Below are 21,416 nucleotides of genomic sequence, written 5' to 3' on the forward strand. Positions count from 1 at the left end.
ATCGGCCCTCCATAAAAGCATGATCCAGATGGAGGTCGTCATGCCCGCACATTCCAATGTTTACCCGACCAAGCAATTGCAGGAACGCGACGCGGCCCACCACATACACCCCTTTACCGACACAGGCGCGCTCAACCGCGAAGGCTCGCGGATCATCACCGGCGCCGATGGCGTATGGCTGATCGATTCCGATGGCAACCGCTATCTCGACGGCATGGCGGGCCTCTGGTGCACGCAGGTCGGCCACGGGCGCAAGGAGATCGCCGACGCCGTCTACGATCAGATGCGCGAACTCGACTATTACAACACTTTCTTCAAGACAACCCATCCGCCGGCGGTCGAGCTTGCCGACAAGCTCGCCCAACTGACGCCGCCCCAGTTCAACCGGGTCTTCTTTACCGGCTCCGGATCGGAAGCGAATGACACCGTGTTCCGCATGGTGCGCACCTACTGGGACCTGATGGGCGAGCCGAAGCGCAAGCACATCATCGGCCGGTGGAACGGCTATCACGGTTCGACGCTCGCCGGAACGAGCCTCGGCGGTATGACCGCCATGCACGCCCAGGGCGACCTTCCAATCCCCGGCGTCCATCATATCGCCCAGCCCTACTGGTTCGGCGAAGGCGGCGACATGAGCGAAGAGGAATTCGGTATCCTGACCGCGCGCGAACTGGAACGCGCGATCGAGGAGATCGGGCCGGACAATGTCGCAGCCTTCATCGCCGAGCCGATACAGGGGGCCGGCGGCGTCATCATTCCGCCGGCGTCCTACTGGCCCGAGATTTCGCGGATCGTGAAGAGATTCGGCATCCTTCTCGTCGTGGACGAGGTGATCTGCGGCTTCGGGCGGCTCGGCACCTGGTTCGGATCGGAATATTACGGCATAGAACCCGACCTCATGCCGATCGCCAAGGGGCTTTCCTCAGGCTACCTGCCGATCGGCGGCGTGATGGTCGCCGACAGGGTGGCCAATGCCTTCATCGAAAAAGGCGGCGAATTCTTCCACGGCTACACCTATTCCGGCCACCCCGCCTGCTGTGCCGCCGCACTTGCCAACCTGAAGATCATGGAAGAGGAAAAGCTGGTCGAGCGGGTGGCCGATGATATCGGCCCCTATCTCCAGAAGCGGTGGAAAGAGCTTGGCGATCATCCGCTGGTGGGTGAAGCCCGCATGGTCGGCCTTGTCGGCGCGCTGGAACTCGTGCCGGTGAAGGGCGACAGGATGAGGAAATTCGAGCCCGTCGGCGAGGTCGGCACGTTGTGCCGCGATATTTCCTTCGAAAACGGCCTCGTCATGCGCGCCGTGCGCGACAGCATGATCATTTCGCCGCCTCTGGTGCTTTCGCACGAGGAAGCGGACATGCTGGTGGAACGCGCGACGAGAACGCTCGACCAGACGTTCGACCGGCTGAAGCGCGAGGGGCGGCTTGCGGCATAAGAGTAAGCGATGACCGAGATCGTGAGCGCCTATCCGCATTCCTATTATGCGGCAACCGCACACAGCGCGCCGGAGCGTCCGCCGCTGAACGGCAGCATAAACGCCGATATCTGCGTGATTGGCGGGGGATATACGGGGCTCAACGCCGCGCTCACGCTCGCCGAGGCGGGCCGCAAGGTCGTGCTTGTGGAACAGAACATGGTCGGATGGGGGGCGTCTGGGCGAAACGGCGGCCAGCTCCACTCCGGCCAGAGGCGCGATCAGGACTATCTGGAAGCCGCCTACGGCAAGGAAACCGCCAGACGCCTCTGGGACTTTGCCGAGGAAGCCAAAGCTCTGGTCCTCGGCCGGATCGACAAGCACAGGATCGCCTGCGACTGGCAGCAAGGCCTGATCCACGCGGCCCACAAGCCGCAATTCAACGCCGAGGAGGCGGCCTATGCCGAAAAGCTTTCACGCGATTACGGCTACGACAGGATCGAGACGCTCGACCGGCAGGAACTGGCCCGCGCAATCGGTACGGATGTTTATTTCGGCGGCATCCGCGACAAGGGTGCTGGCCACCTCCACCCGCTTAACCTGGCGCTCGGGCTTGCGAAAGCGTGCGAAGCCGCTGGCGTGACAATCCACGAGGCGACGCCCGCGGTCAAACTTACCCAACGCTCGATCGGTTTCATCGTGGAAACGCCGCACGGCGCGGTGGAGGCCGCCGACGTGCTTCTGGCCGGCAACGGCTATATGGCCGGCCTCGACAGTGAGGTCGACGCCCGCGTCATGCCGATCAACAACTATATCCTGACGACCGCGCCGTTTTCGGAAGCGGAAGCCGACAAGCTCATTGCGGGCCGAGAGGCGGTATCCGACAGCCGCTTCGTCGTCCACTATTGGCGGCTGACGAAGGACCGCCGCATGCTCTTCGGCGGCGGAGAAACCTATTCCCCCTCCTTTCCCAAGGACGTCGCGGGTTTCGTGCGCGCGCATATGCTGAAGATCTACCCTCAGCTCGAAAAGGTGAAAATCGATCATGCCTGGGGCGGCACACTGGCGGTAACGCAGACGCGCCTGCCGCATGTGCGCAGAATAAAACCTGGCCTTTACGCCGCCTCCGGTTTCTCCGGTCATGGCGTGGCGATCGCCGGCTTTTCCGGCCATGTGGCGGCGCAAGCGATGCTTGGCGACAGCGAGCGCCTTGACGTGATGTCACAGCTCAAGACGCCCAAGTTTCCAGGCGGGCGCCTTTTACGCTGGCCGATTTTGGTGCTGGCGATGAGCTGGTTCGCCCTGCGCGACAGGCTTTGAAGCTTCAAATACAGCGCCCGCCATCCACCTCCAGCGCAACGCCCGTTATGAATTCGGCATCGTCGGAGGCGAGCCAGAGCGCCGCACTCGCGATATCCTGTGGCGTCGACAGGCGGCCGAGCGGGATCGTCGCGCGGAACTGCGCCCGCTTTTCGGGCGTATCCTCACCCATGAAAAGGTGCAGCATGCCGGTTTCGCCCGCCACCGGGCAAAGCGCGTTGACGCGAATGCCCTTCGGGGCGAGTTCAACGGCCATGGATTTCGTGGCCGTGATCGCCCAACCCTTGGAAGCGTTATACCAGGTGAGGCCCGGACGCGGACGAAGGCCCGCCGTCGAAGCCGTGTTGATGATGACGCCACCGCCCGCCGCGTCCATGATCGGCACGGCCTTGAGCGCGGCAAGATAGATTGCCTTGGCATTCACATCGATGATCCGGTCGAATGTTTCCTCATCGACATCGAGCATCGATCCGTTTCGATGGGTATAGCCGGCGTTGTTAACGAGAATATCGAGCCGGCCGAAGCCGCTGGTGGCGGCCGCGATCATCGCCTCCACATCGGCAGCGACCGTTACATCCGCCGCAACGGCGACGGCGGCGTCCCCGATCTTGGATGCAACGCGCGAGGCTTCCACGCCGTTCACGTCCGCCACAACGACCCTGGCGCCCTCTTCGGCAAATCGCTTTGCAATCCCCTCACCGAAGCCCGAGCCTCCGCCCGTCACGACCGCGACCTTGCCCGCAAGACGCCCGCTCATGTCTTTCTCCCCTTCTTTTTCTGTCTCGCCGAACGTTCAGCCGTGATTGAATACGACCGTCTTGAGCGTCGAAAACTCGGTTAGCGCCTCGAAACCTTTCTCGCGCCCGTGGCCGGATTTCTTCATGCCGCCGAAGGGAAGCTCGACGCCGCCGCCCGCCCCATAGGCGTTGACGAACACCTGGCCGGAGCGAACTTTCCTCGCAACGCGCATCGCCTTCCCGCCGTCCGCGGTCCAAACGCCGGCAACGAGACCGTAGTCCGTATCGTTAGCAAGGCGAATGGCCTCTGCTTCATCTGCGAAAGGGATGATGGCCAGCACCGGGCCGAAGACTTCCTCTCGCGCAAGCGCGGCATCCGCCGGCACGGGGCCGAAAACACGCGCCTTCGAATAAAACCCGCCTTCGGGTGTGTCCGGGGCAACCGCACCCTCGCCGATCAGCGTAATTCCGGCATCCCGAGCCGCCGTCACATATCTTTCGACGCGCGCCGCCTGCTCGGCGGAGATTAGGGGCCCGAGATCGAGATCCCGGTCGTGCGGACCCGCGACAAGCGCGCGAAACCGGTCCCGCAAACAATCCCGGACCTTCCCGATAATCGCCTCCTCGACGAGAATCCGGCTGCCGGCGGAGCAGGTCTGGCCGCAGTTCTGGACGATCGCATTGACAATAACGGGAAGTGCGGCATCAAGATCGGCATCGGCAAAGAGGATTTGCGGGGATTTGCCGCCAAGTTCAAGCGTGCAGTCGATGCGGTTGCGCGCGGCTGCTTCCTGAACCAGCGTTCCGACCTCCGGCGAACCGGTGAAAGTCAGGAAATCGAGGCCCGGATGATTGGCAAGGGCGGCACCCGCTTCCTCGCCATAGCCGGTCACAACATTCCAGACGCCTGCCGGCAGGCCCGCATCGAGCGCAAGCCCGGCAATCCGGATGACGGACAGGCAGGCCTGTTCAGCCGGCTTCATGACAAGCGTATTGCCCATGGCAAGCGCGGCCCCCGCAACGCGCGCCATGATCTGCGCCGGATAATTCCACGGCACGATGGAGCCCACGACGCCATGGGGTTCTCTGAGGGTCAACGCAAGGAAGCCGTCCTGGACGGGGATCGTGTCGCCATGAACCTTGTCCGCCGCGCCGCCGTAGAATTCGAAATAGCGCGCCGCCGCTGTGATATCCGCCCGACCCTGGCGCAACGGCTTGCCCGTATCGCGGGATTCAAGCGCCGCCAGTTCCTCGAAATTCTCAAGAATGAGCGTGGAAAGCCGCGACAGGATGCGCCCGCGCTCCACCGCCGGCATGGAATTCCACGGCCCTTCCTCACGCGCCTTGCGTGCGGCGACCACGGCGCGCCCGACGTCCGCCGCATCGCAACGCGGAATGCGCGCAAAGGGCAGCCCGTCCGACGGGGCCAGCATCGCGATCGTGGCGCCGGTGGCAGAAGGGCATGAATTTCCGTCTATAATCGCGCCATAATCGACACGGCCATTTTCCGCACCGCCCGAATGGTCCATCCTGTCCTCGCCGATGGCCTGTTGCTCTAGAGCGCGTCTTGTTTAAGCAGAGCCACACGACGCACTCTAACTTTTTGATATTTCGCATATCCTTGTCCCAAAACCGGCATCCACTTTTGGGGGACATGCGCTAAATATTCCGAAACGGTAGTTGATGGCGCATGTCACGGCAATGGGCTCCATCGGTTATGTCATACAAATCGACGAAAACGCCTGGAGATCAGAGTCTTGCCTATAGAGACGATTGCCGATGTGAAGGCGCAAGGAGCGCGCCTTGCCATGCTGTGCCACGCGTGCGGCAGGCGGCGCTACATCCGCAATGCCTTTTCCGACAAGGAAACTCTGAGAGAGATTGCGGCCAGGCTGAAATGCCACCGCTGCGGTTCGGACGATGTTGAACTTCAGGCGCTTGTCCGCGACGCTTCCACCGGCTTCTGGCCGGCAGAACACGGGTAAGGATCAGCCTCAATCAATCCAGCAGCGCGGTGTTTTGCCGTTTGCCTCCTGCCAGGCACCGAGGGAACGGCGCGTCTTGAAGCCGATCAGGCCGTCCGCCCCGCCAACGTCGTGGCCCTGCGCCTCAAGCTGCAACTGGAGCTCTCGGACCGCGCCGCGCGTCGCCGTGGGTATGCGCGACCAGGACTGCACGAAACCGGCGTTTCGCCCGTATCGGTCCGCCAGATGGCCGACGAAAAGGGCATAGACATCGGACTCGTTATATTCCTTGAGAACGTAGAAATTCTCCGTCGCCAGAAATGCCGGCCCATAGCGGCCTGCGGGCATCAGCAGATAGCCCATGCGCCGCTGCTCGGCGGCGGAAAACTCACGGCCCGCAACGCGCTTCACGCCTTCGCGCATCCAATCGGAAATCGGCTGGCCCCGGTCCGGCCCCTCGCGCGTGCAGGAAACCGACGCCGGCACCTCCACCTCATAACCCCAGTCGCGCCCCGATACCCAGCCGTGCTCCCGAAGATAATTGGCGATCGAGGCCATCGTGTCGACATCCGAGCGCCAGATGTCGCGGCGTCCATCGCCATCGAAATCGACGGCATATTTCAGGAAACTCGACGGAAGAAACTGCGGCTGGCCGAGCGCCCCTCCCCATGACGAGCGGAACGCCGAACGAGAGATATCGCCGTTATCCAGGATCTTTAGTGCTGCGATCACCTCGCCACGATAGAAATCCTGCCGCTGGCCCATGAAGGCGCGTGTCGCAATTACCTGCAAGGCATCATGCGGGATGTTCGCGCGGCCATAGCCCGATTCACGCGCCCATATGGCAAGGACGATGCGGCCCGGAACGCCATAGCGCTTCTCGATCGCCGCGATCTGACTAGCATATTTTTGCCTGAGCGAGCGTCCATTGGCGACATGCGCATTGAACTGCTTTTCGCTGAAATAGCGCGACGGTGCGCGAAACTCCGACTGATAGTTGATTTGCGGCGGCACGTTGCTCTGCCCCGGCCTGGCGAGACCCGGCAGAGAGGTGTCGAGCGTCAGCCCTGGCAACTCGCGGGATAACGTCCTGTCGGAAACGCCGGAGCGACGGGCCTCCGGCACTATCTTGGTCTGCAGAAACTGCCTGAATGCCGCATCATAGCCACTTTGGCCGAGTGCTGGGCCGGAGACGAACAACAAGCCAACGAATAATCCGGCCAATAGTCGCACCATGAGCCTCTCCCGATCGACGTTCCGCAACGAAAGATTTCGCGAACCGCCCGAGAGATCAAGGCAAGGAGCGGGATTATTTGCTCAAGAGCCGAAAAGCTCCGGCTTTTTCAGCATCAAAGCCTGAATGAGGATAACGGTCTTCGCGTCCATGATTTCGCCGGAACGCACCGCTTCGGCCATCTTCGCCAGCGGCCATTCCAGCACCTCGATATCCTCCCCTTCGTGAGGAAGACCGCCGCCGTCGGACGTGCGTTCTTCAACGCTGTAACGCCCAAGGAAAAGCAAGAGTTTTTCCGTGATCATGCCGGGAGAGGGAAAGACGTCCGCGATGTGGTCGAGGTCTTTCAAGCTGAGGCCGGCTTCTTCTTCCGCCTCGCGGCGCGCCGTTTCGGCGGCGTCTTCCCCCCGCTCCAGATGTCCGGCGGGAACCTCCACCAGAAACTCGGTCCCATCCTCACGGGCCACCAACGGCACGCGCAGCTGGCGAACAAGGATGCCCGTGCGACGGTCCGGATCGTAAGGCAGAACGGCAACCGCATCACCGCGATGCTGGAATTCACGGTTCACCACCTGCTCGCGCCCGTCCCGCCGCCGTTGGCGCACTTTCACGCGCTCGAACCGTGAAAATCCGTCGTGAACGACCTCGCGTTCGATAATCTGAGCAGTACCGGCTGATTTCGATGCGTCTGACATGCGCTCCATCCCGATATCGCAAGCCCGGAAAACAACGAAGCCCGCACCGATGCGGCGCGGGCTTCATGAAAGCGTAAAAAAGGCAGCCGCTCAGCCGACGAAGGCGCGTTCGACGACGAATTCCGCCGGCTTGTTGTTGGCGCCCTCGGTAAAGCCGCGCTCCTCCAGAAGCGCCTTCGTGTCCTTCAGCATTTCCATGGAGCCGCAGATCATGCCGCGGTCCGTCGCCGGGTCGAGCGGCGGCACACCAAGGCGCGAGAACAATTCGCCGTTTTCAATCAGCTTGGTGATCCGGCCCATGACCGGATAATCCTCGCGCGTGGTCGAGGTGAAAAGCTTGAGCTTGTCCTGGGCAAGCTCGCCGATCAGCGGGTCGTTCTGCGTCGCCTCCACGAGGTCCTGAGCGTATTTCAGCTCCGCCACCTCGCGGCAGGTCTGCGTGAGGATGACCTCTTCGAACTTCTCATAGGTTTCGGGATCGCGAATGATGCTGGCGAAGGGCGCAACCCCCGTTCCCGTGGAGAACATGTAAAGCCGCTTGCCCGGGATCAGCGCGTCGTTGACGAGCGTGCCCGTCGGCTTCTTCTTCATGAGGATCGCATCACCCGGCTGGATCTTCTGAAGGTGCGAGGTCAGCGGGCCGTCCGGCACCTTGATGGAGAAGAACTCAAGCTCTTCGTCCCAGGAGGGGCTTGCGATCGAATAAGCGCGGAAGATCGGCTTGCCGTCGATCATCAGGCCGATCATCACGAACTCGCCGGAGCGGAACCGAAAGCTTGCCGGCCGCGTCACGCGAAACTTAAAAAGCCGGTCCGTGTAATGCTGGACTGACTTGACCGTCTCGACGAATGTGCCGGCGGGCGCAACGGCGACCAACTGATCCGGCTTGCTCAGAACATTCATGAGGCATATCCCATGTTCGGGCGAGACACGCATCTCCCTGCCCGTTGGAAGCGGCAAGAATAGTGTTTCGCCATCAATTCTTCAATTACGGGTCTCTTCGGACAAACGCTAGAGCATATCCCGCAAAATCCGGATCTGGTTTCGCGACAAGGATATGCTCAAGATATTGAACCTGGAGCGATTTCTTATCATGAAAGCGATCCCGCTTTCGCGGAAGCCGCTCTATGCGACACGTCGACGCGCCCAAGGGCGCGTTCCCAGCGGCACTTCGCCCTCGCGTCCTACCGGCTGCAGGTAGATCGGCACCTCGTTGAGGCGGTCTTCCTCCAGCGCACGGCGCGTCGGCGCGTGAGTGATCTCGAAGCTGTCGATCCCGCAGCGGATCATGAAGGGGATCTGGTCGATCAGTACATCACCGATCGCCCTGAGTTCACCCCTGTAGCCGAATTTCTCGCGCAGGAGACGGGCGGAAGAATAGCCCCGCCCGTCGGAGAACTTCGGGAAATCGACGGCGATCACAGGCACCGCGGCAAGGTGGTCCACGAGCCGTTCCGCCTTGTCACCCGCGCGGATCACAACACCGAGTTCCAGGCCCTCAGGCGCCGTTCCTCCAAGCTCGAGAAACCGATCCAGCGATACCATCGCCTTGCCGTCCCCCGGCAGATCGGCCTCATCGTCGAGTATGATCCATTCGTTGGCACTGAAAATGCCGTTCCTGTAGATCGTATCGCTCATCGTCAGATCCCAGCTCCATCCTCGTTCTCGCCGGGAAGGGCGAAGTGAATGCCGCATTCCGTCTTTTCCTGGCCACGCCAACGGCCCGCCCGCGGGTCTTCCCCGTCGGCCACCTTGTCGGTGCAGGGCCTGCAGCCGATGGAGGGATAGCCCTCGGCGACAAGCGGATGGCGCGGCAGGTCGTGTTCCTTCATATGCGCGATGATATCCGCAGCCGACCATGCGGCGAGCGGATTGATTTTCACACGCCCTTCCTCGGGCTCGAATACCGGCAGGACGGAACGCCCCGCGCTCTGGAAGCGCTTGCGCCCGGAAATCCAGGCATCGAAGCCCTTGAGCGCGCGCGCAAGCGGCAGCACCTTGCGGATATGGCAGCAACGGTCGTTGTCGCGCAGCCACAGTGCGCCGTCCGCATCGGCGGCGGCTATATCTTCCGGTTCGGGCGTCACCGAGCGGACGTCGGTCAGTCCCAACCGTTCGGCAAGCTCGTCGCGATAGCCAAGCGTTTCTGCGAAATGCTTGCGCGTGTCCACGAAAATCACCGGCACATTCGGATCGATCTTCGAAACGATGTGCAGCAGAACGGCGGAATCCGCCCCGAAGGAGGAAACCAGCCCGATGCGGTCTCCATAGGTATCGAGCGCGGCGCGCAGGATCTCCTCGGTCGTCGAATTGCCGTACTGCACCTCGAGCGCCCGCGCTTCGGCGGCGACCGCCTCGACAGGGTCGAGGGCCAGCAGGCCTGCTTCATTGCGTCCCATAAAGCGCCTCCTTGAACGGGGCTTCGCCGACACGGCGATAGGCCTGGAGAAAATCCTCCTCCTCCCCGTTCCGGATGTTGAGGTAGGTGTCGACAACGGTCTCGACCGCATCCACCACTTCCTCATACGAAAACCCTCGGCCGACGATCTCGCCTATGGAGCTCTTCTCGTCGGCGGAACCACCGAGCGTTATCTGGTAAAACTCCTTGCCCTTCTTCTCCACGCCCAGAATGCCGATATGGCCGACGTGGTGATGGCCGCAGGCGTTGATGCAGCCGGAGATCTTGATCTTCAGGTCGCCGATTTCCTTCTGGCGCTCGGGCGTGCCGAAACGTTCCGAAATCCGCTGCGCGACGGGGATGGAACGCGCTGTCGCAAGCGCGCAGTAGTCCATGCCCGGGCAGGCGATGATGTCGGTTACAAGGCCGGCGTTGGCTTCCGCCAGGCCGTGTTCCTTCAGCACCTGATAGACCGCCGGCACGTCGGATTTCAGCACATGAGGCAGGACAAGGTTCTGCTCGTGGCTGACGCGAATTTCGTTATGGCCGTATTTTTCGGCCAGATCCGCGACCACTTCCATCTGCTCCGCGCTCGCATCGCCCGGCGCGCCGCCGATCGGCTTCAGCGAGATCGTGAGCGAGGTATAACCTGGCTGACGGTGCGCGTTCAGATTCTGCCGCGCGAAATCGGCAAAGCCCGGCATCGTCTCTATCGCCGCGTCGAACAGGCGCTCGTCGCCCGGCACCTTGAAGGCGGGCGCGGCAAAATAAGCTTCGATCCGGTCGACTTCATCCTTCGGCAGGGTGAGGATACCACCTCGAATCGCCTCGAACTCGCGCTCGATATCGGCCTTCAGCTCCTCAAGCCCGGTTTCGTGAACGAGGATCTTGATACGGGCCTTGTACTTGTTGTCGCGGCGACCGTAGAGGTTGTAGACGCGCAGGATCGCCTCCGTATAGGCGAGGAGATCCGCCTCGGGCAGGAAGTCGCGCACCTTGCGCCCGACCATTGGCGTGCGACCGAGCCCACCGCCGACATAAACGATGAAGCCGGTTTCTCCGTTCTCGTTGCGCGCAAGCTGCAAGCCGATGTCATGCACCTGCACGGCGGCACGGTCATGCGGAGCGCCCGTGATCGCTATCTTGAACTTGCGCGGCAGGAACGAAAACTCCGGATGGAGCGACGACCACTGGCGCAGGATTTCCGCGTAAACGCGCGGATCGGCGATCTCGTCTGCGGCCGCACCGGCGAAATGATCCGCCGTGACGTTGCGGATGCAGTTGCCCGACGTCTGGATGGCGTGCATTTCCACTTCGGCGAGCTCGGAAAGAATCTCCGGCGTCTCGTCGAGACGCGGCCAGTTGAACTGGATATTCTGGCGGGTCGTGAAATGGCCGTAGCCGCGGTCGTATTTGCGCGCGATATGCGCAAGCTTGCGCATCTGCACGGCATTCATCGTGCCGTAGGGCACGGCTACGCGCAGCATATAGGCGTGAAGCTGCAGGTAGAGGCCGTTCATCAGCCGAAGCGGCTTGAACTGCTCTTCCGTCAGATCTCCGGCGAGACGGCGGCGAACCTGGTCGCTGAACTGCGCGACGCGCGCCAGAACGAATTCGCGGTCGAACTCATCGTAGCGATACATTACTGAACTCCTTCAACCGCGTTACGCGGCATTCTCGCGGCGGCGGGCCTGCTTGCCGAGATCGAGGCGCATCGTGGGCCCCGCCGCACGGATTTGTTCACGGAAGCGCACGGGGATGAGCATGCCTTCCTCGACCGTCACATCGATGGAATAAACGTCGACAACTTCCTGGCGGTCGGCGGAAGCCGCACCTTCTTCAAGTGCCGCGGCTTCCGCTTCCTTGGTCTCCAGGACATGGGCCTCGCCCAGGTCCTCGACCCAGCGTCCGCCGGCTCCGAGCCAGACGACTTCGCCATCGAAAAGGCGGTTGGCGGTAACGACTTTCATCATGTCTGTCCTCATGCGGCGTAAGCGGAATTGGAGGATGTGCAAGGCGCGAGCGGAAGCGCACCTTGAAGCGCTCCGTGGCCGACGGCATCTCCGATCAGGATCAGCACCGGACCGTCGACATCCTTGTGGCTTTCCAGGTGACGAAGCTCATCAAGCGTGCCGGCGAAAACCGTCTCGTCCGCGCGGCTTGCGTTTTCGACGACCGCCACCGGTGTGCCGGCGGCAAGCCCGGCGCCGATCAGGCGTGCCGAAACGCGCGCGGCGACGCTGCGGCCCATGTAGACGGCGACCGTCGAGCCTTTCAGCGCAAGATCGATCCACGCAGGCAGCGTTTCCTCGTCGCGGTCGTGCCCCGTGGCGAAAACCAGTTGGGATGCGACGCCGCGAAGTGTAAGCGGAATCTGCGCGGAAGCTGCCGCCGCGACGGCGGCGGTCACGCCCGGCACGACACCGCAGCCGATACCAGCCTTGCGAAGGACAGCAAGCTCCTCGCCAGCCCGGCCGAAAACCAGCGGATCGCCAGCCTTCAGGCGCACCACGCGGCGTCCGGCCGACGCCTCACGAACGAGAAGTGCGTTGATTTCGTCTTGCGAGGCGGAATGGGCGCCCTTGCGTTTGCCAACGGATATACGCGCGGCATCGCGCCGACCCATCGAGACAACCGCCTCCGGCACGAGCGCATCATGCACGATGACATCGGCCTCCTGCAGGACACGCTGGGCACGAAGCGTCAGCAGATCTTCCGCCCCGGGGCCCGCGCCCACGAGCCAGACGAAGCCGCGCCCGTCCTGTTCGCCGTTCAGCAGGCGTTGCGCTTCCGCGCGGGCGGCATCGATGCGGCCCGACTGTACATTGTCGGACACCGGACCGGAAAAGAACTTCGCCCAAAAGCGGCGGCGTGATATTCCATCCTTCAGGACGCGCGACACGGTCTCGCGAAAGCTTTCGGCAAGGCGGGCAAGCTCACCTGTTTCGCGCGGCAGCATCGCCTCGATCCGCGCGCGAATATGACGCGCCAGCACCGGGCCGACGCCGGTCGAAGTTATGGCGACGGCGACAGGCGCACGGTTGACCAGCGCACCGACATAAAAGTCGCAAAGCTCGGGCCGGTCGACCGCATTCGAGGGAATGCCCTCGGCGCGTCCGGCCTCCACGACCGCCCTGTCCCGCGCCTCCTCGCCGCTTGCGGCAAAAACAAGGGCGGCACCCTTTACATGCTCCGCCCGGAAACTCTCGCGAACGATCTCGGCGCCCGCCTTCTCCGCGGCGCGCAACAGCGCGGGGCCGGGCGTTTCGGCAACCACGACGATTTTCGCGGAGGTTTCGGACAAGAGCCTGACCTTGGCCGCCGCCTCTTCCCCGCCGCCCGCGACAACCACGCGCCGGCCCGCGACCTTCTGAAAGGTCGGGAACACCGAAAGCCTGTTATCGCTCACCGTATCGGGCGTCATGGCGCACTCCGGGCGGTTTATCCAAAGACATCACAAGAGATAGCGATCCGGCCTACGGATTGCCGGGCATGGGATTTCAATGCTCGATACGAAAGGAGAAAAGAATTCCAGTTGCAGGGTCTGGCGCGAGATAACGGATTGAATCCGAATTCGAAAGGTTCGTTTGAAAGGAATTTCTAAAAATTCCCGCGAACGAACAATCAGAACGATGCAAACCCTTCAAAGGTTTCATCCGTTGAGTACGTTTTTCCAATAAGTCCAAATCAGGCGCCGCATCCGGGCCTGCCCGTCTTGGACAAGGCGCAGACAGGCGTGCTATGCCTCAGCAATGTAAATGATGATTGTGCGCAATTCTGTCGGCGACCTGTTGGAGCCAGTTTTGCCTCAATGCGCAGCAACGAAGGAACAGCTCATGACGACGGCGAAACAGGGCGACAAGGTTCGCATCCACTACACTGGCAAGCTGACGGACGGGACGGAGTTCGATACTTCGGCGGGACGCGATCCGCTGGAATTCACGGTTGGGGCGGGAGAAATCATCAGCGGCCTCGACCGTGAGGTCGACGGCATGGAAATCGGCGAGAAGAAGAGCGTCACCATCCCTTCCGGCGATGCCTATGGCCCCCATCACGCCGACCGCGTGCAGCAGGTTCCGCGCGACATGATCCCACCGGAAATCGAACCGTCCATCGGCGCGCGCCTTCAGGCGACGACGGGAGACGGGAACATGCTCGTCTTCACCGTTACCGCCGCAGACGATGCGAGCGTTACACTCGACGCCAATCACCCGCTCGCCGGCCGGGACCTCGTCTTCGACGTGGAACTGGTTGAAATCGCCTGATCGGCGCTAGCGCGGATCAAGAAAACATAAAGGCCGCCGGAACGCTTCGGCGGCCTTTTTCATGGAACAGAACTTCGAGCGTTCAGCGGATCGGCTGAAGGATCGACACGTAATTGGCGACGGCGGCTCCGCCCATGTTGAAGACGCCGCCGAGTTCGGCATCCTTCACCTGGATGCCGCCGGCCTTGCCCGTAAGCTGCATTGCCGTCAGCACGTGCATGGAAACGCCGGTAGCGCCGATCGGATGACCCTTGGCCTTGAGCCCGCCCGAAGGATTGACCGGCAGCTTGCCGTCCATCTCGGTCCAGCCTTCCAGAATGGCGCGCTCGCCTTCACCTTCCGGCGCAAGGCCCATGGCCTCGTATTCGATGAGTTCGGCGATGGTGAAGCAGTCATGCGTCTCGACGAAAGAGAGATCGTCGAGCGTAACGCCCGCCTTGTCGAGCGCGCTGCGCCATGCCTCGCCACAGCCTTCGAATTTCAGGATGTCGCGTTTCGACATCGGCAGGAAATCCTGCACATGCGCCTGCGAGCGGAAGGCCACCGCCTTGTCGTGAGACAGGGCGGAGGAAATATCGGTGAGCACAAGCGCGGCCGCCCCATCGGAGACGAGCGAACAGTCGGTCCGCTTCAGCGGGCCGGCGACATAAGGATTCTTCTCGCTTTCAGCGCGGCAGAACTCGAAGCCCAGGTCCTTGCGCATCTGGGCGTAAGGGTTGTTCGCGCCGTTCTTGTGGTTCTTAGCGGCGATCCTTGCGAGCGCGTCCGACTTGTCGCCGTACTTCTGGAAATAACCTTGGGCGATCTTTCCGAAAACGCCTGCAAAACCGGCCGGCGTGTCGCCGTCTTCCGGCAGATAGGACGCCTTCAGGAGATTTTTGCCGATTTCCGGTCCCGGCGTCGTCGTCATCTGCTCAACACCGACGACGAGAACACGGCGGGCGTCGCCCGACCTGATCGCGCGCACCCCCTGATGAACGGCCGCCGATCCGGTCGCGCAGGCGTTTTCCACCCTGGTCGCCCTCTTGAAGCGCAGCGCGGGATCGGCCTGCAGGACAAGCGAGGCTGTGAAATCCTGCGCGGAGAAGCCCGCGTTGAAATGACCGAGAACGATCTCGTCGATATCCTTTGGCTCCAGCCCGGCATCGGCGATCGCATCACGCGCGACCCGCACGATCAGGCTTTCGACGGTTTCTTCGGAATGTTTACCAAACGGCGTATGCGCCCAACCCACGATGGCGGCGGTCATTGCTCGATCTCCCGTGACATGACAGGACTATATACGAATTCGGGCCGGATCGTTTCACCTTCGGCCCGCCAAGGCAAGAGATTTATTTACGAATACGTCAATCTATCGTATTTACGTCCTTTAATATCAATAAGTTATTCTGGATTACCTGTTCGACCCAGGCCATATTGCCATGCCCATGACATGCCGGCTTCCGTCGTATCGCGCGGCTGATATTCCGCGGCGACGAGGCCTCTGTAGTCCTTCATCACGAGACGCTGCATGACATAGGAATAGTTGATCTCCCCCGTATCCGGCTCGCCCCGGTCGGGCACCGCGGCGATCTGGATGTGGCCGATCCGGTTCCAATAGCGCTCCAGCCTGTTGACGATATTCCCCTGCTGAAGCTGCACGTGGTAGATGTCGAAGAGGAGCTTGATCCGCTCGGAACCCACGGCGTCGAGCACCTCTACCGCCTGTTCCACGCTTGTCAGGAAATAAGTTGGCCGGTCGATCGTGTTGAGTGGCTCGATCAGTAGCGTAATCCCGGAGGAACCCACCTTGTCGGCCGCTATCCTCAAGTTCGCGACGAAAGTGTCGAAAGCGCCATCGCGCGCTTCTTCCGAAACGTTTCCGGCCATCACATGGATCATGCGCACACCGAGCGCCTTGGCATAGGAAAGCGCCAGGTCGAAGCCGCGCTGGAATTCTTCCTCCCGCCCCGGAACGGCGGCAAGGCCGAGTTCTCCGGCCTGCGTGTCTCCGGGCGGCGTGTCTCCGGGCGGCGTGTTGATGCCGGTGAGCCTCACAAGGCTCCGTTCCAGCGCCGCGGCGATATCCTCGACAGGGTGCTCGTAGGGCCAATGACATTCCACACAGTCAAAGCCCGCCGCCTTTGCCGCTTCGAAACGCTCCAAAAACGGACGCTCGGCGAACAGGAATGTGATATTTGCCGCGAGTTGAAACACGCCACCCCTCCGCAACTTTGTGGAATCGCAAGGTAACCCAGCAGAATTCTTGAACCAAGGTGCAACGGGTGGTTATTTCAGTGCCATCTCCGCGCAAAGGACATTTCCCATGCCCGACACCCTGCCCGTTTCGGCCTTCATCATCGCCAGGAACGAAGCCGACCGGATCGGGCGAGCGATCGACAGCGTCATCGGTCTGTTCGATGAAGTGATCGTCGTCGACAGCGGGTCGAGCGACGGCACGCCTGCGGTGGCCGAAGCGCGCGGCGCGCGCGTCATGCATAACGACTGGCCAGGATACGGACCGCAAAAGAGATTTGCCGAAGACCGGTGCCGAAACCGCTGGCTCTTCAACCTCGATGCGGATGAGGCCGTGACGCCCGATCTTGCGAATGAGATCCGGAACCTGTTCGAGACCGGACGGATTTCGGAGGCGGATTGCTGGCAGGTATCGATCGACGACGTCTATGCCCACGAAACAGGCCCCGCGCCCTGGGCCTACGGATATATCCAGATCCGGCTTTACGACCGCGAAAAAGGGCGGTTTTCGGAATCGACCGTGCATGACACGGTCCGACCGGTACCAGGTGCGCGCATGGGTCGTCTCAAGGCGGTGATGGAGCACCGTTCGATCCGCTCCATCGGGTTTCAGGTCGAAAAGATGAACCGCTATTCGGCCATGCAGGTGGCAGACCTCGCCGAACACGGCCGCAGGCTGCCGCGCTGGCGCCTCCTGACGGAATTTCCCGTGTCCTTCCTCAAGGCTTATTTCGGCAGGCGTTATGCTCTTTACGGCTGGTGGGGCGTCATCATCTCGATAAATTACGCCTACTCGCGCTTCCTGCGCGTGGCCAAGGCTTACGAAGCGCAGCTCGGCACAAGCCGCTGAACGCAGCTTCTTCCCGCTTCCGCTTTCGTCGGCAGGATGATCGTGAAGCAGGTGCCTTCGCCGGGGCGCGATATCACGTCGATGCGCCCGCCATGTTTCGTAACCACGATATCGTGCACGATCGCCAGCCCCTGCCCTGTGCCTTCGCCCACATCCTTCGTGGTGAAGAAGGGGTCGAAGATACGCTCCAGGTTCTCGGCCGTGATTCCCACGCCGCTGTCTTCGATCTCTATCATGATCTCATGCGGCTGTTCATGACGGGTGCGGATCGCAATGAAACCGCGCTCTCCGCCTCGCACCTGTCTGGAAACCTTCAACGCCTGAACGGCATTCACAACGAGATTGAGCCAGACCTGACCCAATTCGTTGGAATAGGCTTCGATCTCCGGCAGTGCCGGATCCAGATCCAGGATGACATCCGCGACATGCTTTATATCGTTACGGCAGATTATCGTCGTCCCCTCAAGCGCCTCATTGACGTTGCAAGGGGCGGCAACGCCGCTTCCCGGATGGCTTAATCCGCGCATCGAAGCGACAATCCGGCCGATCTGATCGATCCCGGCGATAGCCTCCGAAATCGCGGCGGGAATCTCCTTGCGCAGATAATCGGGATCTTCGCCGCCGCCCCCGGATGCGCCATCGACAGCCTTTTCGTTCAGGAGCGCCGGCAGCGAATTCTCGAGAAACCGAAGGTTGTCTCCGACGAATTGAACGGGCGTATTGATCTCATGCGCTATCCCACTGGCGAGCGTACCGAGCGCCTCCAGCTTCTGGTGCTGACGGGTTCTGACGGCTTGCTGTCGCGCGGCGCGCGCCGCCGCCTGGCGTTGAACCGCTTCGTGGCCCGCATGCGCGATAGTCTCGAACAATTCTTCATCGTCGCGGTCGAACGCGCCGGGCGTGCCCTTGAGGCAAAAAACCATGCTCTCGCCATCAGCGAGCTTTTTCGTCGAGACGAGCGCTGAACGGCCAAGCTCGCGAATTTCCTCGCCGGCGGTCTTCCAGAAGGCGCGTTCGGCGAGATCGTCGATCCGGTTCAGCCCCTTCGAGCCGACAGCGGCAATGAGACCGGAGAGATCCTCCTTGAGGACGTTCTCACTGGCAAGGCGGGCCCCTTCCACCTGGTAACCGGGCGACTTTCGACGGATAAAGAGGACGGAAGCCGGCGCGAATGCGGCCGCGAACTCGCGCGCCGCCCCTTGAGCGAAAGTTTCGGCATCGGTTTCTTCCGTGAAAAGTCGAAGGAGATTGGCAAGCGTCCCGGAAGTGTCGCGCGCCGCCGGCCACAAGGGCCGGATACTGCCGTCGTTCAATGCACTGGCGGGGCGGAACTCGACAACGCCTTTTGATGATCTTCGCGCCACGCCCCGGCCCCTTGCACTGCTGCTTCACCGCAACATTAGGCGATGCCGTTTTCGCAAGAGTTTGCCCTTTTGCTAAAAATCGAACTATCGTGAGAAAAGCCGCCCTTTCGGCGTTGCCGATTGAAAGGATTTCGTTTTTTCGAAAATCCACTCCCGCGTCGATACAAGCGATTAATCTTAACCCGGGCTATCGCACGAAATTATAGCCGATGTCCCAATACGGGGATTTGGACGAAACCATTCAGATGGCATCTATGGTTCAAAGGAACCGGCAGCGGCAGTGACGGGTGCAGCTCCCAGTCGTCATTGGATACCGCACTTCCTTCACCGGGCCCTGTCTTGCTCCTGACAGCGCCCAACAGCACAACGGACTGAAAGGCGCGTTGCAGACCGGCAGCGCGCCTTGTTCGTTCTTGGATTGACCCGGCGGATTATAGCTGAACTCGGTAGGACATTTACCGTTCAGGCGTCGGCAATCGCCCGGCGGTCCCTCAAAAGATGATTTGGAAAGACGCTGTAGACGAGGCGCATGAGATCCGACTGCCTGTTCGTACGTGTCTTCTGGTAAATGCGCTTGAGGTAGGTGCGCGCGGATTGCACGGAGAGCCCGCAAGCCTCGGCCGCCTCCGCGACGCTGAGCCCGAGGGCGAGATTATAGACCAGTGAGGCTTCGCTGCGCGTCAGCTTCAGGACGTCGCCGATAACGGTCGAGCAAGGCGGGTCCACCTCTTCCGGATCGGTTGCGATGAGGACAACATAGCCGCTGTCTTCCTGCGGCCTCAGCGTTGCCGAGAGGGGAAACATCGCATCCTTTCGCGCAAGGCCCAGCTGAACCGCCTCTCCTGTCGCGCGCACCTTTTCCACCAAAAGACCCAGGTCAATCGGGCGGTCGTCGTCGAGGAGCTTCACGCTGCCGTCGGCGGCGGTGCGCAAACTCTGCCCAGCCTGCAGCATGCGTTGCGCGGTCGCGTTGGTATAAAGCGGTTGCTCGCTCTCTCCAAAAACGAAGATCCCGGCGGAAACCAGGTCGAACGCCTTGAACTCGGCAAAGGTATCCATTGCCTGGCGCCGTCTTTCGCGGTCGGCAAGCGCGGCTTCGATGCCGCTCATGAGTTCTTCCGGCGAGCAAGGCTTGGTGAAGAAACGAAAGACCCCTGCCACATTGATCGCCGCCGTGGCGACCTCAAGATCGCTGCTGCCGGTCAGCATGATGGCGCAGGTGTCGACCCCCCGTGCGCGCAGCGTGCTGAGGAGTTGAACCCCGTCCATTCCCGGCATGCGCATATCGCAGACGATGACATCGGGCTGCAGTTCGATCGCGGTATCAAGGGCGTCCCGGGGGTCTGTCTCGAAGCACAGGCTCCAGCGCTTCCCGACCGATGACAATTGCCGCTGAAGCGCGTTCAAAATGCGTATCTCGTCATCTATGAACATTATTGTCGGGCGCATGGCGACCTCGTCCTTCCCCGCTTGGCCCTTCGGCAACTGCCGCCGTTTGCCAGGCTTTTCACCGCAACCAGTAGTGGCAAGCCGACTTAAAGGAGTTTAACGACCTCAGAATAATCCGGCCATGATTAGCGCTCCCTTAAGATCGGGAATTGGCATGCAAGGATGACAAGCCGGGAAGGCGCGGCTATAGCGCTCCCCTGTATTGCCCGTCGCAGCATCGGATCGCCCGCATGGCAGAAGCCCACGCAAATATCGCAATAATCGGCGCCGGTCCCGCAGGGCTCATCGCCGCGGACCGTCTGTCGTCCAGCGGATACCCGGTGACGCTCTACGAGCGCATGCCCTCGATCGCGCGCAAGCTCTTGATGGCCGGGCGTGGCGGACTCAACCTCACCCACAGCGAGGATTTGCTGGATTTCCTGTCCAAATATCGCGAGGCCCGCGGCTTTCTGGCGCCTCTGATCCGCGAATTCGACCAGCGGGGCTTGCGGGACTGGTGCCACGGGCTTGGCCTGGACACCTTCGTGGGATCTAGCGGGCGCGTGTTTCCCTCCTCGCTCAAGGCATCGCCACTGGTTCGCGCTCTTGCAGGAAGGCTTGCCCGGCAAGGCGTCGAGATCAAAACCGGCTGCGAATGGAAAGGCTTCGACAGCGCAGGCAACCTCTTGATCGACGGCCGCGACGGCGAAGAAACCGTAGATCGTCCCGCTGCCGTGCTGCTGGCGCTTGGCGGCGCGAGCTGGCCTCGCCTCGGCTCCACCGGCGGCTGGACGGGCACGCTTGACGACCTGGGAGTGCCTGTCAAAGCGCTCCAGCCTTCGAATTGCGGTTTCAAGGTCGCCTGGAGCCCTTTTTTCGCCGAGCGTTTCGCCGGATTGCCGCTCAAGCGGATCCGCGTCACCTTCGCCGACAGGACGGTGATGGGCGAGGCGATGATCACCAAAAGCGGCATCGAAGGCGGCGCGATTTATGCGCTTTCCGCCGATCTGCGCATGGCGATCGAGGCAAACGGGCCGGCAACGGCGATTCTCGATCTCAGACCCGACATGACGGAGGACACGCTGACCGGACGGCTTTTACGCCCGCGCGGCAAGCAGTCGGCCAGCACATTCTTGAGAAAAGCCGCATCGCTCCCCCCTGTCGCGATCGCACTGCTGCGCGAGGTCGGGCCATTGCCATCTAGCCCGCGGGAAATCGCGCGGCTGATCAAGGCGTATCCCCTGACGCTTTCCGGTACGGAGCCGATAGATCGGGCGATCTCCAGCGCAGGGGGGATATCGCTCGATGCGCTGGATCAAAACATGATGCTGAAATCCCGCCCCGGCGTCTTCGCCGCCGGAGAGATGCTCGATTGGGAAGCGCCGACAGGTGGCTATCTTCTGCAGGCGACCTTCGCGACGGGCCTTGCGGCGGCAAGAGGCATCGAGCGCTGGTTGAAAGGCGTATGACGAAAAAACCTCCGGCAGGGCCTCCGGAGGTTTTCTATGT

20 protein-coding genes are annotated in these 21,416 nt (G+C 61.7%); 6 read left to right on the top strand and 14 right to left on the bottom strand.

Going from position 1 to position 21,416, the window contains the following annotated elements:
* The first annotated feature begins 40 nt into the window (after window positions 1-40).
* Together HPQ64_RS19765 and HPQ64_RS19770 are read left to right on the top strand one after the other, a co-directional pair.
* Complete coding sequence (locus HPQ64_RS19765; RefSeq protein ID WP_172890323.1) at window positions 41-1,438, top strand: aspartate aminotransferase family protein; 1,398 nt, start codon at window positions 41-43, stop codon at window positions 1,436-1,438.
* Between the two features lie 9 nt (window positions 1,439-1,447).
* Window positions 1,448-2,737, top strand: a complete 1,290-nt coding sequence (locus tag HPQ64_RS19770; protein WP_172890324.1) for an NAD(P)/FAD-dependent oxidoreductase — start codon at window positions 1,448-1,450, stop codon at window positions 2,735-2,737.
* Window positions 2,738-2,741: 4 nt separating this feature from the next.
* Here HPQ64_RS19770 and HPQ64_RS19775 read toward each other — a convergent pair whose 3' ends face one another.
* Together HPQ64_RS19775 and HPQ64_RS19780 are read right to left on the bottom strand one after the other, a co-directional pair.
* A complete protein-coding gene (locus HPQ64_RS19775) occupies window positions 2,742-3,494 on the bottom strand; it encodes a glucose 1-dehydrogenase (RefSeq protein ID WP_172890325.1) in 753 nt (250 codons plus the stop codon).
* A 36-nt stretch (window positions 3,495-3,530) separates the two neighbouring features.
* Complete coding sequence (locus tag HPQ64_RS19780; protein ID WP_172890326.1) at window positions 3,531-5,003, bottom strand: aldehyde dehydrogenase family protein; 1,473 nt, start codon at window positions 5,001-5,003, stop codon at window positions 3,531-3,533.
* 228 nt (window positions 5,004-5,231) lie between these two features.
* Here HPQ64_RS19780 and HPQ64_RS19785 point away from each other — a divergent pair, with 228 nt between their 5' ends.
* Window positions 5,232-5,459 carry a hypothetical protein gene (locus HPQ64_RS19785; RefSeq protein WP_172890327.1) on the top strand — a complete coding sequence of 76 codons (228 nt, stop codon included), beginning with the start codon at window positions 5,232-5,234 and terminating at the stop codon, window positions 5,457-5,459.
* Between the two features lie 9 nt (window positions 5,460-5,468).
* On the opposite strand, the gene HPQ64_RS19790 is transcribed toward HPQ64_RS19785, so the two are convergent.
* The 8 genes from HPQ64_RS19790 to cysG all read right to left on the bottom strand — a co-directional run bounded on the left by HPQ64_RS19790 (window position 5,469) and on the right by cysG (window position 13,189).
* Window positions 5,469-6,674 carry a lytic murein transglycosylase gene (locus tag HPQ64_RS19790; RefSeq protein WP_172890328.1) on the bottom strand — a complete coding sequence of 402 codons (1,206 nt, stop codon included), beginning with the start codon at window positions 6,672-6,674 and terminating at the stop codon, window positions 5,469-5,471.
* Window positions 6,675-6,755: 81 nt separating this feature from the next.
* Complete coding sequence (locus tag HPQ64_RS19795) at window positions 6,756-7,367, bottom strand: NUDIX domain-containing protein (RefSeq protein WP_172890329.1); 612 nt, start codon at window positions 7,365-7,367, stop codon at window positions 6,756-6,758.
* 90 nt (window positions 7,368-7,457) lie between these two features.
* Complete coding sequence (locus HPQ64_RS19800; RefSeq protein WP_172890330.1) at window positions 7,458-8,270, bottom strand: ferredoxin--NADP reductase; 813 nt, start codon at window positions 8,268-8,270, stop codon at window positions 7,458-7,460.
* Between the two features lie 222 nt (window positions 8,271-8,492).
* Window positions 8,493-9,005 (bottom strand): DUF934 domain-containing protein, encoded by a 513-nt coding sequence (locus HPQ64_RS19805; RefSeq protein WP_210260380.1) that lies wholly within the window; start codon window positions 9,003-9,005, stop codon window positions 8,493-8,495.
* Between the two features lie 2 nt (window positions 9,006-9,007).
* On the bottom strand, window positions 9,008-9,766 hold the full coding sequence (locus HPQ64_RS19810; protein ID WP_172890332.1) for a phosphoadenylyl-sulfate reductase: 759 nt from the start codon (window positions 9,764-9,766) through the stop codon (window positions 9,008-9,010).
* On the bottom strand, window positions 9,753-11,408 hold the full coding sequence (locus HPQ64_RS19815) for a nitrite/sulfite reductase (RefSeq protein ID WP_172890333.1): 1,656 nt from the start codon (window positions 11,406-11,408) through the stop codon (window positions 9,753-9,755). The genes HPQ64_RS19810 and HPQ64_RS19815 overlap by 14 nt, the downstream gene beginning before the upstream one ends.
* 21 nt (window positions 11,409-11,429) lie before the next feature.
* Window positions 11,430-11,738, bottom strand: coding sequence for a DUF2849 domain-containing protein (locus HPQ64_RS19820; RefSeq protein ID WP_343036075.1), 309 nt, complete (start codon window positions 11,736-11,738; stop codon window positions 11,430-11,432).
* Between the two features lie 8 nt (window positions 11,739-11,746).
* Window positions 11,747-13,189, bottom strand: coding sequence for a siroheme synthase CysG (gene cysG, locus HPQ64_RS19825; protein ID WP_172890334.1), 1,443 nt, complete (start codon window positions 13,187-13,189; stop codon window positions 11,747-11,749).
* Between the two features lie 412 nt (window positions 13,190-13,601).
* Here cysG and HPQ64_RS19830 point away from each other — a divergent pair, with 412 nt between their 5' ends.
* Window positions 13,602-14,030: an FKBP-type peptidyl-prolyl cis-trans isomerase gene (locus tag HPQ64_RS19830; RefSeq protein WP_172890335.1), complete on the top strand. Its 429-nt coding sequence runs from the start codon at window positions 13,602-13,604 to the stop codon at window positions 14,028-14,030.
* A gap of 82 nt (window positions 14,031-14,112) precedes the next feature.
* Here HPQ64_RS19830 and HPQ64_RS19835 read toward each other — a convergent pair whose 3' ends face one another.
* Window positions 14,113-15,279, bottom strand: coding sequence for an acetyl-CoA acetyltransferase (locus HPQ64_RS19835; RefSeq protein WP_172890336.1), 1,167 nt, complete (start codon window positions 15,277-15,279; stop codon window positions 14,113-14,115).
* A gap of 134 nt (window positions 15,280-15,413) precedes the next feature.
* On the bottom strand, window positions 15,414-16,226 hold the full coding sequence (locus tag HPQ64_RS19840; RefSeq protein WP_172890337.1) for a TIM barrel protein: 813 nt from the start codon (window positions 16,224-16,226) through the stop codon (window positions 15,414-15,416).
* A gap of 109 nt (window positions 16,227-16,335) precedes the next feature.
* Between HPQ64_RS19840 and HPQ64_RS19845 the strand changes: the two genes are divergently transcribed.
* Window positions 16,336-17,115 carry a glycosyltransferase family 2 protein gene (locus HPQ64_RS19845; RefSeq protein WP_172890338.1) on the top strand — a complete coding sequence of 260 codons (780 nt, stop codon included), beginning with the start codon at window positions 16,336-16,338 and terminating at the stop codon, window positions 17,113-17,115.
* Here the strand turns inward: HPQ64_RS19845 and HPQ64_RS20760 are convergent.
* Window positions 17,085-18,479, bottom strand: coding sequence for an ATP-binding protein (locus tag HPQ64_RS20760; protein WP_172890339.1), 1,395 nt, complete (start codon window positions 18,477-18,479; stop codon window positions 17,085-17,087). The genes HPQ64_RS19845 and HPQ64_RS20760 overlap by 31 nt on opposite strands.
* 462 nt (window positions 18,480-18,941) lie before the next feature.
* The gene (locus tag HPQ64_RS19855; RefSeq protein WP_172890340.1) at window positions 18,942-19,928 is read right to left on the bottom strand and encodes a DNA-binding response regulator; all 987 of its coding nucleotides are present in this window, start codon (window positions 19,926-19,928) and stop codon (window positions 18,942-18,944) included.
* 230 nt (window positions 19,929-20,158) lie between these two features.
* Here HPQ64_RS19855 and HPQ64_RS19860 point away from each other — a divergent pair, with 230 nt between their 5' ends.
* Entirely contained in the window at window positions 20,159-21,376 is a 1,218-nt protein-coding gene (locus HPQ64_RS19860) for a BaiN/RdsA family NAD(P)/FAD-dependent oxidoreductase (protein WP_172890341.1), read from the top strand.
* Window positions 21,377-21,416: the final 40 nt, after the last annotated feature.

Origin of the sequence: Hongsoonwoonella zoysiae (genome assembly GCF_013266695.1) — a bacterium.
Taxonomy (GTDB): Bacteria; Pseudomonadota; Alphaproteobacteria; order Rhizobiales; family Stappiaceae; genus Hongsoonwoonella; species Hongsoonwoonella zoysiae.

Bases quoted from the DNA above. Each gene is read 5' to 3' on its own strand.
- HPQ64_RS19795 (WP_172890329.1), bottom strand. From the start codon at position 7,367: ATGTCAGACGCATCGAAATCAGCCGGTACTGCTCAGATTATCGAACGC.
- HPQ64_RS19810 (WP_172890332.1), bottom strand. From the start codon at position 9,766: ATGGGACGCAATGAAGCAGGCCTGCTGGCCCTCGACCCTGTCGAGGCG.
- HPQ64_RS19820 (WP_343036075.1), bottom strand. From the start codon at position 11,738: ATGATGAAAGTCGTTACCGCCAACCGCCTTTTCGATGGCGAAGTCGTC.
- HPQ64_RS19800 (WP_172890330.1), bottom strand. From the start codon at position 8,270: ATGAATGTTCTGAGCAAGCCGGATCAGTTGGTCGCCGTTGCGCCCGCC.
- HPQ64_RS19835 (WP_172890336.1), bottom strand. From the start codon at position 15,279: ATGACCGCCGCCATCGTGGGTTGGGCGCATACGCCGTTTGGTAAACAT.
- HPQ64_RS19765 (WP_172890323.1), top strand. From the start codon at position 41: ATGCCCGCACATTCCAATGTTTACCCGACCAAGCAATTGCAGGAACGC.
- HPQ64_RS19860 (WP_172890341.1), top strand. From the start codon at position 20,159: ATGGCAGAAGCCCACGCAAATATCGCAATAATCGGCGCCGGTCCCGCA.
- cysG (WP_172890334.1), bottom strand. From the start codon at position 13,189: ATGACGCCCGATACGGTGAGCGATAACAGGCTTTCGGTGTTCCCGACC.
- HPQ64_RS19815 (WP_172890333.1), bottom strand. From the start codon at position 11,408: ATGTATCGCTACGATGAGTTCGACCGCGAATTCGTTCTGGCGCGCGTC.
- HPQ64_RS19790 (WP_172890328.1), bottom strand. From the start codon at position 6,674: ATGGTGCGACTATTGGCCGGATTATTCGTTGGCTTGTTGTTCGTCTCC.
- HPQ64_RS19855 (WP_172890340.1), bottom strand. From the start codon at position 19,928: ATGCGCCCGACAATAATGTTCATAGATGACGAGATACGCATTTTGAAC.
- HPQ64_RS19780 (WP_172890326.1), bottom strand. From the start codon at position 5,003: ATGGACCATTCGGGCGGTGCGGAAAATGGCCGTGTCGATTATGGCGCG.
- HPQ64_RS19775 (WP_172890325.1), bottom strand. From the start codon at position 3,494: ATGAGCGGGCGTCTTGCGGGCAAGGTCGCGGTCGTGACGGGCGGAGGC.
- HPQ64_RS19805 (WP_210260380.1), bottom strand. From the start codon at position 9,005: ATGAGCGATACGATCTACAGGAACGGCATTTTCAGTGCCAACGAATGG.
- HPQ64_RS19770 (WP_172890324.1), top strand. From the start codon at position 1,448: ATGACCGAGATCGTGAGCGCCTATCCGCATTCCTATTATGCGGCAACC.
- HPQ64_RS19845 (WP_172890338.1), top strand. From the start codon at position 16,336: ATGCCCGACACCCTGCCCGTTTCGGCCTTCATCATCGCCAGGAACGAA.
- HPQ64_RS19830 (WP_172890335.1), top strand. From the start codon at position 13,602: ATGACGACGGCGAAACAGGGCGACAAGGTTCGCATCCACTACACTGGC.